Source organism: Kineococcus anabasis (assembly GCF_054590795.1).
In genome coordinates this window covers 460,141-473,688 of sequence record NZ_BAAIHU010000009.1, presented here as the reverse complement: position 1 = coordinate 473,688, position 13,548 = coordinate 460,141, and the positions used below count along the sequence as shown (strand labels likewise).

Annotated in this window: 14 protein-coding genes; 7 read left to right on the top strand and 7 right to left on the bottom strand. The window is 77.0% G+C overall.

Annotated features, from left to right (window positions below; translation table 11 throughout):
* Window positions 1-62: 62 nt before the first annotated feature.
* Window positions 63-698, top strand: coding sequence for a hypothetical protein (locus ACYQBY_RS16775; protein ID WP_459645001.1), 636 nt, complete (start codon window positions 63-65; stop codon window positions 696-698).
* Window positions 699-716: 18 nt separating this feature from the next.
* Here the strand turns inward: ACYQBY_RS16775 and disA are convergent, their stop codons facing one another.
* The 5 genes from disA to ACYQBY_RS16750 form a co-directional block, all read right to left on the bottom strand.
* Complete coding sequence (gene disA, locus ACYQBY_RS16770; RefSeq protein WP_459645000.1) at window positions 717-1,802, bottom strand: DNA integrity scanning diadenylate cyclase DisA; 1,086 nt, start codon at window positions 1,800-1,802, stop codon at window positions 717-719.
* Between the two features lie 103 nt (window positions 1,803-1,905).
* Window positions 1,906-3,315: a DNA repair protein RadA gene (gene radA, locus ACYQBY_RS16765; protein ID WP_459644999.1), complete on the bottom strand. Its 1,410-nt coding sequence runs from the start codon at window positions 3,313-3,315 to the stop codon at window positions 1,906-1,908.
* 90 nt (window positions 3,316-3,405) lie between these two features.
* Complete coding sequence (locus ACYQBY_RS16760) at window positions 3,406-3,858, bottom strand: hypothetical protein (RefSeq protein ID WP_459644998.1); 453 nt, start codon at window positions 3,856-3,858, stop codon at window positions 3,406-3,408.
* A gap of 68 nt (window positions 3,859-3,926) precedes the next feature.
* On the bottom strand, window positions 3,927-4,661 hold the full coding sequence (locus ACYQBY_RS16755; RefSeq protein ID WP_459644997.1) for a class I SAM-dependent methyltransferase: 735 nt from the start codon (window positions 4,659-4,661) through the stop codon (window positions 3,927-3,929).
* Window positions 4,658-5,440: a hypothetical protein gene (locus tag ACYQBY_RS16750; RefSeq protein WP_459644996.1), complete on the bottom strand. Its 783-nt coding sequence runs from the start codon at window positions 5,438-5,440 to the stop codon at window positions 4,658-4,660. The genes ACYQBY_RS16755 and ACYQBY_RS16750 overlap by 4 nt, the downstream gene beginning before the upstream one ends.
* Window positions 5,441-5,527: 87 nt before the next feature.
* Between ACYQBY_RS16750 and ACYQBY_RS16745 the strand changes: the two genes are divergently transcribed.
* The 6 genes from ACYQBY_RS16745 to ACYQBY_RS16720 all read left to right on the top strand — a co-directional run bounded on the left by ACYQBY_RS16745 (window position 5,528) and on the right by ACYQBY_RS16720 (window position 10,247).
* Entirely contained in the window at window positions 5,528-6,580 is a 1,053-nt protein-coding gene (locus ACYQBY_RS16745; RefSeq protein ID WP_459644995.1) for a Ppx/GppA family phosphatase, read from the top strand.
* Between the two features lie 65 nt (window positions 6,581-6,645).
* A complete protein-coding gene (locus ACYQBY_RS16740) occupies window positions 6,646-7,425 on the top strand; it encodes a sugar phosphate isomerase/epimerase family protein (RefSeq protein WP_459645120.1) in 780 nt (259 codons plus the stop codon).
* Between the two features lie 50 nt (window positions 7,426-7,475).
* Window positions 7,476-8,246, top strand: coding sequence for a pyrroline-5-carboxylate reductase (gene proC, locus ACYQBY_RS16735; RefSeq protein WP_459645119.1), 771 nt, complete (start codon window positions 7,476-7,478; stop codon window positions 8,244-8,246).
* 217 nt (window positions 8,247-8,463) lie between these two features.
* Entirely contained in the window at window positions 8,464-9,579 is a 1,116-nt protein-coding gene (locus tag ACYQBY_RS16730) for an acetoin utilization protein AcuC (protein ID WP_459645118.1), read from the top strand.
* A 136-nt stretch (window positions 9,580-9,715) separates the two neighbouring features.
* Window positions 9,716-9,916: a helix-turn-helix domain-containing protein gene (locus tag ACYQBY_RS16725; RefSeq protein ID WP_459644994.1), complete on the top strand. Its 201-nt coding sequence runs from the start codon at window positions 9,716-9,718 to the stop codon at window positions 9,914-9,916.
* 232 nt (window positions 9,917-10,148) lie between these two features.
* The gene (locus ACYQBY_RS16720; RefSeq protein ID WP_012085056.1) at window positions 10,149-10,247 is read left to right on the top strand and encodes a 30S ribosomal protein bS22; all 99 of its coding nucleotides are present in this window, start codon (window positions 10,149-10,151) and stop codon (window positions 10,245-10,247) included.
* A 289-nt stretch (window positions 10,248-10,536) separates the two neighbouring features.
* Here ACYQBY_RS16720 and ACYQBY_RS16715 read toward each other — a convergent pair whose 3' ends face one another.
* Together ACYQBY_RS16715 and ACYQBY_RS16710 are read right to left on the bottom strand one after the other, a co-directional pair.
* Window positions 10,537-11,361: an LGFP repeat-containing protein gene (locus ACYQBY_RS16715; RefSeq protein ID WP_459644993.1), complete on the bottom strand. Its 825-nt coding sequence runs from the start codon at window positions 11,359-11,361 to the stop codon at window positions 10,537-10,539.
* A 156-nt stretch (window positions 11,362-11,517) separates the two neighbouring features.
* On the bottom strand, window positions 11,518-13,347 hold the full coding sequence (locus tag ACYQBY_RS16710) for a family 43 glycosylhydrolase (protein WP_459644992.1): 1,830 nt from the start codon (window positions 13,345-13,347) through the stop codon (window positions 11,518-11,520).
* Window positions 13,348-13,548: the final 201 nt, after the last annotated feature.

The following is a 13,548-nucleotide window of genomic DNA, read 5'->3' as shown; positions in this document are numbered from 1 at the left end:
CGCCGGAGTCAAGTCGGCCCCGCTGCCCGGCACCGCCCGCGCGGCCCGGTACGGTCACGCGGGTGAGCAGCGTCTGGCACCCGGTCGGCCCCGCGGGCGCGAGGACCTACTGGCGGCGCCGCCTGGTGCTCCTCGTCGTGCTGGCCGCGCTCGTCACGGGCGTCGTGGCGCTCGTGGGCCGCGGCGGCGGCGAGAGCACCCCGGCCGGTGCGGCCGCGCTCGCCCTCAGCCCGACCGCGCCCGCGCCGAGCACCTCCGCCGCCCCGGACGCGGTGACGACGCCGTCCGAGCAGGCCTCCGGTCCCGCCGGCCCCTGCGAGCCCGCCGACCTGGAGGTCGGCGTCACCACCGACGCGGTCCGCTACGGGCGCGACGCCAAGCCCCTGTTCACGCTGCTCGTGGAGAACGCCTCGGACGCGCCGTGCACCGCCGAGCTCGGCGCGGGCCTCGTGCGCTTCGAGGTCCTCGACGCCGCCGGTGTGGCCGTGTGGAACAGCAGGCACTGCTCCACCGGCACCGACGCCCGGCCCGTCCGGCTGCCCGCGGGCGAGGTCAAGCCCGTCGTGCAGGTCTGGCAGGGCGCCCGCTCCGCCGACGGGTGCCCGCCGGGTCAGCCGCGCGTGGAGCCGGGGGAGTACACCGTCAGCGCGCACCTCGGCGACGTCGCGGCGCAGGAGCGCAGCTTCACGGTCCGCTGAGCCCCGCGGGGGCCGGTCTCAGACGTAGCGCTCGAGGATGCTGGACTCCGCCAGCCGCGACAGGCCCTCGCGCACCGCCCGGGCCCGCTGCTCGCCCACGCCGTCGACCGTCATGAGGTCGTCGATGCTCGCGGCGAGCAGCTTCTGCAGGTCCCCGAACTGCTCCACGAGGCGCTCCACGATGGCGCCCGGCAGGCGGGGGACCCGGTGCAGCAGCCGGTACCCGCGCGGGCTCACCGCAGCGTCGAGGGAGTCCCCCCCGACGGAGAACCCCAGGACCCGCGCCACGGACGTCAGGTCCACCAGCTCCGAGGCGCCCAGCACGGCCAGGTCCGCCAGCACCGCCTCGGCGGGGCCCGGGTGCTTGGAGGACTCCAGGTAGTCGCGGACCACGAGCTCGCGGTCCGGCCCCACCCCGCCGATGAGCTCGTCGAGCTGCAGCGAGAGCAGGCGGCCGTCGACGCCCAGCTCGACGACGTAGCCGGAGATCTCGTCCGCGATGCGGCGCACCATCTCCATGCGCTGCACCACGGAGCAGACGTCCCGGACCGTCACGAGGTCCTCGATCTCCAGCGCGGACAGGGTTCCCGTGACCTCGTCCAGCCGCGCGCGGTAGCGCTCCAGGGTGGCCAGCGCCTGGTTCGCCCGGCCGAGGATCGCGTCGGAACCCTCCAGGACGTAGCGGCGCGATCCCACGTACACGGCCACGATCCGCATCGACTGGCTGACGGAGATGACCGGGAAACCCGTCTGCTTGGCCACCCGCTCGGCGGTGCGGTGCCGGGTTCCCGACTCGCTCGTCTCGATGGAGGGGTCCGGGACCAGCTGCACGGCCGCCCGCAGCAGCTTCGTGACGTCCCGGTCGATGACGATGGCGCCGTCCATCTTCGCCAGCTCCCGCAACCGGGTGGCGGAGAACTCCACGTCGAGGCTGAAACCCCCGGTGGAGAGGGAGTCCACGACGCGGTCGAAACCCAGGACGATCAGGGCGCCGGTGCGGCCGCGCAGGATGCGCTCGAGCCCGTCGCGCAGTTCGGTCCCGGGGGCGACGGCGGCGAGCGTCGCGCGCAGGATCTCCTCGGGGCTGCGGTCTGCAGTGGGCACGGACTCCTCCTCGCGGGCGAGGCCGCTCTCGTACCGGCTGGTGCCGGACCGACCCCCGGCGCGGTACCGCCGACCGGGTGAACCGGCGGCGGTTGCCGTGATCCTATCGTCCGCCCCGTCCCGGGGAGGCATCGCGGACGAGCCGGGCGTGACGGACCGCCTCCGCCAGCGTGGTGACCTCGTGGACCCGCAGCCCGGCCGGCGCCCGGCCCGCGGCCTGCGAGCCCGTCGGCACGATCGCCGTGGTGAAACCCAGCCGCGCCGCCTCCGACAGCCGGCGCGGCACCCCCGTCACCGGCCGCACCTCCCCGGCGAGCCCGACCTCGCCGAACGCCACGAGCCCCGCGGGCAGCGGGTGGTCCGCCGCCGCGCTCGCCACCGCCAGCGCCGCCGCCAGGTCCACCGACGGCTCCGTCAGCTTCACCCCGCCCACCGTCGCCACGTACGTGTCCCGGTCCGCCAGCGGCACCCCCAGGCGCCGCTGCAGCACCGCCAGCAGCATCGCCACCCGGCTGCCCTCCAGCCCGCTGGTGACCCGGCGGGGGCTGCCGCCGCCCGCGTTGGCCGCCACCAGCGCCTGCAGCTCCGCCAGCAGCGGCCGGCGCCCCTCCAGCGTCACCGTGATGCACGTGCCCGGCACCTGCTCCGTGCGCTGGGACACGAACAGCCCGCTCGGGTCGGCCAGCCCCTCGATGCCGTCCTCGGTGAGGTCGAAGCAGCCCACCTCGTCCGTCGGGCCGTACCGGTTCTTCACCGCGCGCAGCAGCCGCAGCCGGGAGTGCCGCTCGCCCTCGAACTGGCACACCACGTCCACCAGGTGCTCCAGCACCCGCGGCCCGGCGATGGAGCCGTCCTTCGTGACGTGCCCGACGAGCAGGGTCGCCAGGTTGCGCCGCTTGGCCGCCCCGATCAGCGCCGCGGCGACCTCCCGGACCTGCGTCACGCCGCCCGCGACGCCCTCCACGGCGCCCGAGGCCACCGTCTGCACCGAGTCCACGACCAGCAGGTCCGGCGAGCTGTGCTCGATGTGGCCCAGCACCGTGGCCAGGTCCGTCTCCGCCGTCAGCAGCAGCCGCGGCCGCAGCGCGCCGATCCGCTCGGCCCGCAGCCGCACCTGCGCGGCCGACTCCTCCGCCGTGACGTACAGCACCGTGCGACCCGTGGCGGCCGCGCGCGAGGCCGCGTCCAGCAGCAGCGTCGACTTGCCCACCCCCGGCTCGCCCGCCAGCAGGACCACCGCGCCCGGCACCAGGCCCCCGCCGAGGACGCGGTCCAGCTCCTCCACGCCCGTGGGCTGCGCGCGGGCCGCCTCCACGTCCACGTCCGCGATGGGGCGGGCCGGCTCGCGCACCGTCGCCGGGGTGGTCGTGCGCACCGTCGGGGTGCCGACCTCCTCCACCGTGCCCCACGCCTGGCACTCCCCGCAGCGGCCGACCCACTTGGCGGCCACCCAGCCGCACTCGGCGCAGCGGTAGCTCGGGCGGGCGGGGCGGGAGACGGTCTTCGCGGGCACGGCAGCACGCTAGGCGCCGCCTCCGACACCCCGACGCGCGACGCCCCGCCCCCCGGGTCGGGGAGCGGGGCGCCGCGGACGCGCGGGAGGTCAGCCCAGCAGGAGCATGGTGGCGATGATCGCGCCGCTGACCACGACGACGAACGTCGGGACGAAGGCGAGGATCGCCGCGCCGATGCTGCCGGTGCGCCGGTGCAGCGCGTAGGCCGAGACCAGCATGATCAGCGAGCCCAGCACGGTGGCGCCCATCGCCAGGCCGATGTTCAGCCCCGAGATCCCCGGGTTGCCGTGCGGCTGCACGCTCCCGGCGCCCGGGTCGCCCGTGTTGCCGAACTCCGGCGGGGCCAGGATCGCGGGCACCACGAGCGCGATCAGCAGGCCGACCGCCCACAGGGCCATCGAGAGCGTCGTGCCCCGGTCCGGCCTGCGCCAGCGGATCGGCGCGAGCGCGCGGTGCTCGGCGTGACCCGTCGGGGCGTGGTCGCCGTGTCCGGTCGGGGCGTGGCTGCCGGTGGCGGAACCGGCGCTGGACTGCGAGCTCATGGCGCCATCATCCTCCGTCCGCGGCCCCCGGGGCGAGCCGACCCCCCCGCGGCGGCGCGGGCACCTCCTCAGAACCGCCGCCAGCGCAGCACCACCGCCTGCTCCAGGCTCGTGCCGGAGCACTCCGCCAGCGCCTGCCGCGCCACCCGCTCGCCCAGCTCGATGCGCAGCACCGCCTCCAGGTCCGCCCGCGAGCCGAGCTCCCAGCGCACCACCAAGCGCTCCGCGGAGAAGCCCCGGCGGGCGAAGAAGCGGTCCACCGCGGCCTGGTCCCGGCCCGGGACGGCGCGGCGGAACCAGCGCCCGAACGCCGAGCGGTCCGCGTCCGTGTCGACGACGAACGCCACCCCGCCCGGGCGCAGCACCCGCTCCAGCTCCGCCAGGCCCGGCTCGCAGCCCGGGCCGAAGAAGTACGCCCACCGCGCCTGCGCCACGTCCACGCTGCCGTCGGCCAGCGGCAGCCGCTCCGCGCTGGCGCGCAGCACCCGCACCCCCGGCAGGCCCGCCACCCGCGCCGCGGCCCGCTCCACCAGCGGCGGGTGCGGCTCCACCCCCACCACGCTGCGGGCCGTGGCGGCCAGGCGCGGCAGGTGGAAACCCGCCCCGCAGCCCACGTCGAGGACGTCCGCGCCCGCCCGGTCCCGCACCGCGTGCATCGCCGCCTCCAGCACCCCGTCCGGGTCCACGGCGCGGTTCTGCACCTCGTACACGTCGGGGGAGTGCCAGATGTTCGGGCTGGGCACGACCCCCGGCAGCTCCTCGTCCAGGTCCCCGTCCGGGTCCTCCGGCGGCCGCGCGCTCACCGCCCCGCCCGCCGCGTCGCCGGGTGCACCGTCAGCGGCAGCGACCGCCGCCGCCCCACCAGCGCCTCGCAGTGCCGCACCAGCTCCGCGTACGCCGGCGCCCCCAGCATCTCCACCAGCTCCGCGGCCATGCCCCGGAACACCGGCTCCGCCCCCACGTGCGCCTGCGGGTTGCCCGTGCAGTACCAGTCCAGGTCGTGCCCGCCCTCACCCCAGCCGCGGCGGTCGTACTCCGCCAGCGTGACCTCCAGGTAGGTGCTGGAGTCGGGGCGCGTCACCGTGCGGTACGTCCGGCGCAGCGGCAGCTGCCAGCACACGTCCGGCTTCAGCTCCAGCGGCTCCCGGCCCTCCCGCAGCGCCAGGGAGTGCAGCGCGCACCCCTGCCCGCCCGCGAAGCCCGGCCGGTTGAGGAAGACGCACGCCCCGTCCACCACCCGCGTCTTGCGGGCGCCGCCCTCGTCCACCTCCACCGTCCCGCGGCGCCCCGCGGCGGCGTGCTGCCAGGTGCCCGCGTCGAGGCGGCGCGCGGCGGCCCGCACCCGGCGCTCGTCGGCGGCGTCGCTGAAGTGCGCGCCCAGCGTGCAGCAGCCGTCGTCCGGCCGGTCGGCGTGGATGCCGCGGCAGCCGCGGCCGAAGATGCACGTCCACGACGACGTCAGCCACGTCAGGTCGCAGCGGTACACCACCTCCGGGTCCTCCCCGGCGGCGGCGGGGTCGGGGAACTCCACCCACAGCCGGGCCGTGTCCAGGGGCTGCTCCGGAGGTGGTGGGCTCGGCATCCCGGAAGCGTAGGCACGCCCGCGCCGCCGCCGCAGGCCCCCCGCGCGCGGCAACGAGTGCGCTGCGGGACCGGTACGGTCGTCCCCATGCGGCTGGGCGTGCTCGACGTGGGTTCCAACACCGTCCACCTCCTGGTCGTGGACGCACATCCCGGTGCCCGCCCGCTGCCGGCCTCGTCCTTCAAGGCGCCGCTGCGCCTCGCCGAGCACCTCGACGACGACGGCGCCCTGCGCAAGGCGGGCGTCGAGGCGCTGCTGGGCACCGTCGCCAAGGCGCTGGAGGTCTCCGAGGACCGCGGGTGCAACGAGCTGCTGCCCTTCGCCACCTCCGCCGTGCGCGAGGCCCGCAACGGCGAGGAGGTCCTGGCGCGCGTGGAGCAGGAGACCGGCGTGCGGTTGCGCGTGCTGCCCGGCCGCGACGAGGCGGAGCTGACGTTCCTCGCGGTGCGGCGCTGGTACGGCTGGTCCCGCGGCTGCGTCCTCGTGCTCGACATCGGCGGTGGCTCGCTGGAGCTGGCCGCCGGGCTCGACGAGGTCCCCGACGTGGCCGTCTCCCTGCCCCTGGGCGCCGGGCGCCTGACCCGCGACTGGCTGCGGCACGACCCGCCGAAGCCGGCGGAGGTGAAGGAGTTGCGCGGCTACATCCGCCGCCAGGTCGCCTCCGTGGCCCGGGAGGTGGGCCGCACGGAGGCCCAGAGCGTCGTCGTCACCAGCAAGACCTTCCGCAGCCTCGCCCGCATCTGCGGTGCCGCCCCCAGCGCCGAGGGGCCCTTCGTGCGGCGCGTCCTGCGCCACGGCGACCTCGCGGCCTGGGTGCCCCGGCTCGCGGAGATGAAGGCCGCCGAGCGCGCGGAGCTGCCGGGGGTGTCCGTGGAGCGCGCCCCCCAGCTGCTGGCCGGTGCGCTGGTGGCCGAGGCCGCGCTGGACCTGCTGGAGATCCCCGAGGCCGAGGTGTGCCCGTGGGCGCTGCGCGAGGGGATCATCCTGCGCAGGCTGGACGCCATCGCGGCCGGCACCTCCCCGGAACAGGACCTCGAGCCGGGGGCGGAGCCCCGCGGGGGGCGCCGGGTCGCGACCGGGGCGGCATCCCGATCTAGCCTGGTCTCGTGGATCCCGACCGGAACGACGGCGGCCCGGTGAGCGGGACGGGCACGGGCCGGCACACGGCCCCCGGCGGGCCCGGGGCGCAGGACGCCCGGCGGCGGATCCCGGTGGGCCTGTCCTCCTCCTGCGCCTACCCCGAGGCGACGACGGCCGCGTTCGAGATCGCCGGCCGCCTCGGCTACGACGGCGTGGAGATCATGGTGTGGACCGACCCGGTCAGCCAGGACGCCGACGCCCTGGCGCGCCTGGTGGAGCACTACCGGGTCCCGGTGCTGGCGATCCACGCCCCCACGCTGCTGCTGACCCAGCGCACGTGGGGCCGGGACCCCTGGGGCAAGGTCGAGCGCTCCTGCGAGATGGCCGCCCAGCTCGGCGCGGGCACCGTCGTGGTGCACCCGCCGTTCCGCTGGCAGCGCGAGTACGCCGCCTCGTTCGTGGCCGGCGTGCGCCGCGTGGAGGCCCGCACCGGCATCACGCTGGCGGTGGAGAACATGTTCCCCTGGCGGGCGCGCGGCCGGGAGGTCGTGGCGTACGCGCCCGGCTGGGACCCCACCGACCTGGACTACGACCACCTCACGCTCGACATCTCCCACGCGGCCACCTCCGGCCTGGACGCGCTGGAGCTGGCGCACGCCTTCGGGGACCGGCTGGCGCACCTGCACCTGTGCGACGGCTCCGGCTCCTTCAAGGACGAGCACCTCGTGCCCGGCCGCGGCGCCCAGCCGTGCGCGGAGGTCCTGCGCTGGCTGGCCGCCCGGGACTGGGCGGGCACGGTCGTGGTGGAGGTCAACACCCGCAAGGCCCGCAACCGCGCCGAGCGCGAGGACGACCTGGCGCAGACCCTCGCCCACGCCCGCGAGCACCTGGCGCCCGCACCGTGAGCGCGCAGGTGCGGCGCCCCGGGGTCCTGGCGGTCGTGGGGGCCGGGGTGATGGGGCAGACCCTGCTCGGCGGCCTGCTGCGCGCCGGGCGCGACCCGGGCACCGTGGTCGTCGTGGACCGCCGCCCGGGCCGGGCGGAGGAGCTGCACGGGCGCTTCGGGGTGCGGGTGGTCTCCGACGTCGCGGAGGTCGCCGCCGCGGGCACGGTGCTGCTGGCGGTCAAGCCTCAGGACATGGCGGCGCTGCTGGCCTCGCTGCGCGGGCACCTGCACCCGGCGGCGCTGGTGGTGTCCCTGGCGGCGGGCACGACGACGGACTTCTGCGAGCGGCACCTGGAGCCGGGCGTCGCGGTGGTGCGGGTCATGCCCAACACCCCGTCGCTGGTGGACGAGGGCATGGCGGGCCTGGCGGGCGGCAGCAGCTGCTCGCCGGAGGACCTCGCCGAGGCGGAGGCGCTGATGCGCTCGTGCGGCCGGACGGTCGTGCTGGCGGAGAAGCACATGGACGCCGTGACGGCCCTGTCCGGCTCCGGGCCCGCGTACGTGTTCTACGTGGTGGAGGCGATGGTGGAGGCCGGGGTCGTGCTGGGCCTGCCGCGCGCCACGGCCACCGAGCTGGTGGTGCAGACGGTCGTGGGCGCCGCGGCGATGCTGCGCGAGACGGGCCAGCACCCCACGGTGCTGCGGGAGCAGGTGACGTCCCCGGCGGGCACCACGGCCGCGGCGCTGCGCCAGCTCGACGAGCACAAGGTGCGGGCGGCGTTCGTGACGGCCGTGGAGGCCGCCTGCGCCCGCTCCCGCCAGCTCTCCGGCGGCGTCTGAGCCCTGCGCCCGCGGGGCCGCCGCCGGGACGCCGTCGGGACGCCGTCGGGACGCGTGGCGTGCCCGCCCGTGCGCAGCGGGTACGGTTCCGCGCATGGGAGCCGCCCCCTCCGCCGCCGCGGAGCCCGCCGGTGCCGGACCGTGCCCCGAGGGGACGGCGGTGCAGGTCGTCTGGGACGCCCTGTTCACGCGCTACGACTTCGGCCGCCTGCACCCGATGTCACCGGTGCGGCTGGACCTGACGGCCCGCCTGTGCGCGGAGCTGGGGCTGTTCGGCTCCCCCGGCGTGGCGGTGGTGACGGCCCCGCCGGCCTCCGACGAGCTGCTCGGCACGGTCCACGACGCGGACTTCATCGCGGCGGTCCGCCGGGCGTCGCTGGACCCGTCGGCGGCGCAGGAGGAGTACGGCCTCGGCACGGACGACGACCCCGCGTTCGCCGGGATGCACGAGGCGAGCGCGCGCATCGTGGGGGCGTCCACGGCGCTGGCGCTGGCGGTGTGGCGGGGGGAGTGCCTGCACGGGGTGAACTTCTGCGGCGGCATGCACCACGCGATGCCGGGGCGGGCGAGCGGCTTCTGCATCTACAACGACGCGGCGGTGGCGATCCGGGCGCTGCTGGACGCCGGGGCGCGGCGGGTGGCGTACGTGGACACGGACGTGCACCACGGCGACGGGCCGCAGCAGGTCTTCTGGGACGACCCGAGGGTGCTGACGGTCAGCGTCCACGAGTCGGGCCGCACGCTGTTCCCGGGCACGGGCTACCCGCACGAGGTGGGCGGGCCGGGGGCGGAGGGCACGGCGGTGAACGTGGCGCTGCCGGCCGGGGTGGGCGACGCCGGGTGGCTGCGGGCGGTGCACGCCGTGGTGCCACCGCTGCTGCGCTCCTTCGGCCCGGACGTCGTCCTGACCCAGCACGGGTGCGACACGCACGTGCTGGACCCGCTGGCGCACCTGGCGGTGTCGGTGGACGCGCAGCGGCAGGTGGGGCGCACGGTGCACGCGCTGGTGCACGAGGTCGCCGGCGGCCGGTGGGTGGCGCTGGGCGGTGGCGGCTACGAGGTGGTGGACGTGGTGCCCCGGGCGTGGGCGCACCTGGTGGCGGAGGTGGCGCACCGGCCGCTGGACCCGGCCACCGCGGTGCCGGCGGCGTGGCGGGACCACGTCAACATCCTCACGGGCCGGGTGCCCCCGCTGCGGATGACGGACGGGGCCGCGGCCACGTGGGAGCCGTGGGACTCCGGTTTCGACCCGGACGACGCCGTGGACCGCGCGGTCCTGGCCACCCGGCAGGCCGTCTTCCCCCTCCACGGGCTCGATGTGCTCTTCGATTAATCACTCTCGGTGATCGATTGGTCGCTCAGACCTTCCAACGTGCCCCATGTGCCCCTACAGTGGGCAGGGATCGCGCGGGATCGCAGCCCGGGACGGTGACCGGGTCGCTGGCGCGCGCCGAAGGAGCGCTGTGGGGATGCCAGAGGACCGCCCGCTGACCGACGTCCGGTTCCTGACCGTGGCCGAGGTGGCGTCGTTGATGCGCGTTTCCAAGATGACCGTGTACCGCCTGCTCCACCACGGGGAGCTGCCGGCGGTCCGCGTGGGCCGGTCGTTCCGGGTTCCCGAGCACGCCGTCCACGAGTACCTGCGCCAGCCGTACATCGACACGGCGTGAGCCGGCGGCGGGTCCGCCGTGCCCGCCCGGAGCCGTGCCGGGGGCGGTCCGGAACCCCCGGGAGGGTGGTCCCGCCGGGAGACGCCGGGACCAGTGCCGCCACGCCGGTAGGCTGGGGCCGGTTCGCCGTGGCCACCCCCCGTCCGGGGGCGACCTCCAGGGTCGAGGGCTGCGGCCCTTCAGTGCACGACGACCAGTGCACGTCCGACCCGTCGAAGTGAGCGAGGACCCCTTGGGCTCTGTCATCAAGAAGCGCCGTAAGCGCATGGCGAAGAAGAAGCACCGCAAGCTGCTGCGCCGCACGCGTCACCAGCGCCGCAACAAGAAGTGACCGCCGCGCGGCGGACGGGGACCCCGTCCGCCGCGCGTCGTCGTGAAGGCCCCCGAGGTGTCCTCAGGGGCCTTCCGGCCGTCGGGCGGTGAGCACCGGCGACGCCGCGGCGGACCGGCCCGGCGCCCTGCGCCCCGCTCCGCCCCGCTCCGCCGGGGGCCGCGCCCGGCGGAGCACCACGGGCGGGGGAGCGGTGGCACGGCGCGACTGCAGCCGCCGCCGGGCACCGGCGGTAGCGGCCCGGGTGCCGGCGCCGGCCGGTGTGGGGGCCGGTGTGCGGGCCACCTGCTCAGGACGGGTGGCAGCGCACGTCCGCGTCGATCGAGCCGGTGCGCACCTCCTCCTCCACCCAGCCGGACCCGAAGTCCTGCCGGACCCAGCCGGGACGGCCGGGTCGGGCCGGGCCGGTGGGGAAGTTCAGGCAGCCGTGCTGCATCCCGAGGGACTCCCAGAACGCGCGGATCCCGCCGGTCACGGGGTGCGCCCCGGTCTCCGGGCTCCACGCGATCACGCCGCGCTCGAAGGTGCTGTGGGCGCCGGGATCGCCCTGCCCGCTGGAGGTGGGGACCTCACCGGTGACGGGGTAGCCGAGCGGGCCGCCCTCCGCGCCGGTGCGGTGGTAGGCGTCCCGGATCGCACCGAGCACCCGGTGCGCGCCGGTGCCGGGGGACCACCAGACCCAGCCGCCCTCGAAGACGCCGTACGCGCCGCGGCCGTCCGGTGTGCGGGACTCGTCGCTCACCGGGAAACCCAGGGCGCCCTGCGTCCGGACCTGACCGGTCCATGCGGCCAGGATCGCGCCGTGCACCTCGAAGGCGCCGGTCCGCGGGGACCAGTAGACGACGCCGTGCTCGAACGTCACCGAGGCGCCGCGCCCGTCGGGGGTGGGGACCTCACCGCCGGTGGGCCGCCCGAGGAACCCCCGGGCGCCGCCGAGGGCCTCGTAGCGCACGCCGATCTCCCCGCCGACGCGCGGGTCGGCCTGCGCGGGGGCCGGTGCCGCGGGGGAGGCGAGGACGGGTGCCAGCAGGAGCGCGGCCCAGGCGGAGCGCGCCGCCCGGTGCCGCGGGTGGGTGGGCCGGGTGGAGCGCGGGTGGGTGGGCTGGGTGGACATCGTTTCTCCCCGGGAGGAGGAAACCGCCGTCGGCGACGGCGCCACCGCCGGGACGGCCCCGCGCCCTCCCGGACGGGCGCGGAACCGGTGCTCCCGCCCCGGCCAGTGCACACCCGCCCCCGCGCGGGGTCAACGGTGCGCTCCGCGCGGCGGTGGTCACCGGACGGGCGTCACCGTCACCCGGCCCGTCGTCGCCGACACCGTGATCGAGCCGTGCTCGAAGTCGCTGCGCCAGCCCTCCGGCACGACCTGCTCGTCGCCCACCGGGAACCCCAGCGGCCCGGGCTGCCCGCCCCGCTCGACCCAGGCGGTGCGGACCGCCCCGCGCACCGCGTGCGCCCCCGTGGTGGGGGAGGCGTACACGGAGCCGTGCTCGAAGTGCGCGAAGGTGCCCCGCCCGTCGCCGGTGGCGACCACGTCGGTGGTGGGCAGGCCCAGCGGCCCGGTCTCGGCCCCGCTCGCCAGCCAGACCCGCGCGACCTCGCCGCGCACCACGTGGGCGCCGGTCGCGGCCGAGGAGTACACCGAGCCGCCCGCGGAGCGCTGCAACCAGGCCCGCCCGTCGGCGGTGCGCTGCACCGGGCCCAGCGGCTCGCCCAGGTCCCCGGCCGTGCCGGCCAGCTCCCGCCGGGTGCGTTCCACCTCGCCGGCGGGGTCGCGCTGCCGGCCCTGCACCGTCAGCCGCCCGTCCGCGGCCTGCTCCAGGGTGACGATCCCCATGCGCCGCGGGTGCGGGTGCGCGCCGCCGAGGTTCTCGCCCAGCCGGAACGCGGCGTACGCCATGCGCAGGCGGCCCTCCGCGTCGACGAAACCGGCCGAGCCGCCGGGGCCCTGCACGTCGCCCTCGCTGGCCAGCAGCGGCACCTGCGGGTCCGGGCGCGTGCACGGCCCGAGGGGGCCCTGCGGGCAGACCGCGTACCCGGAGGCGTAGTCGCTGCGGCCCTCCGCGTCCAGGACGCCGGAGTAGTTCGCCGAGTAGAACAGGTACGTCGTCCCCCCGGCGGTGACCATCGACGGGTTCTCGATCGTCTGCCCCTCCCACGCCGCGTCGGGGTTCGTCTCCAGCAGCGTCGTCACCGGTGCCCCCGGCAGCGGCCTGCCGTCGGCGCCCAGCTCCGTGGCCAGCAGCGACGAGGGCCGCTCCCCAGGCTTGCCGGCCGCCTTCCAGAGCAGGTAGTTCCTGCCCGTGGCGGGGTCGGTGTACGGGCTGGGGTCGATCGAGCCGCCGGGGTCGCGCTCCTGCGGCTGGCACTGGACCGGCGCGTCGCCGCTGACGTCGCGGAAAGGGCCCAGCGGTGTGGGTGCGGAGGCCACGGTGAGGCAGAACCGGTCGGGGCCGACCCGTACCGCGGACCACGCGTACCAGGTGGGGGCACCGCCCGCTTGCGGGGGACCCCCGATGCGCGCCGCGGAGGACGCCCACAGGTCCCGGGAGAGCCAGGGGCCCTGCTGGTGGGGCAGGCCCCAGGAGGCGGGGCGCACGAGGGCGTCGTTGAGGTCGTACACGCCCCACTCGTCCAGGCCCGAGGCGCGCAGCTCGGCGGGGATCGCCTCGTCGGTGCGCACGTCGTAGCCCGGGCGCCCCGGCGGGCCGTCCTCGGACCAGCGCGGGTGCACCGTCCACGTCCGCAGGTCCGTGCTGGTGAGCACGGGCAGGTAGCGGCCGCCGACGGGGGAGGCGTACGCGAAATAGGTGCCCTCGTGGAGCACGACGTGCGGGTCGCCGAAGTCACCGGTCCAGGCCGTGCCCGGCTCGAACCACGTCTGCTCGGAGCTGGTGCGCGCGGGCGCGGGGGCCCCCGCGTCCCCGCCGGCGGTCCCCGCGGCGGGAGCGCCCGCGGAGGACGGAGGTGCGGCCCGCGGTGTGTCGTCCGGCTCGTCCCCGGCGGAGGGGATCGAGGTGCAGCCGGTCAGCGCCAGGGCCGCGGCCACGAGCGCCGTGCGCAGGCCCCGGGTGCGGCGGGTGTGCGGCGGGTGCGGTGCCACGTGGTCCTCCCCGGCCCCTCCGGGCGAGGGTCCACCCAGGGGAACGGGCGGGGTGGACGGCGGATTCCGCGCCGCACCTGTGAGCCGCGACTCCCCGCCCCGGACGTGCGGGAGCCGTGGCGCGCGGCGCCACGGCTCCCGGCTGTCTCCCCGGTGCGTCCCGGGGGTGACCGCTCCCGGGCCCACGCGTCCCGTCCCGGG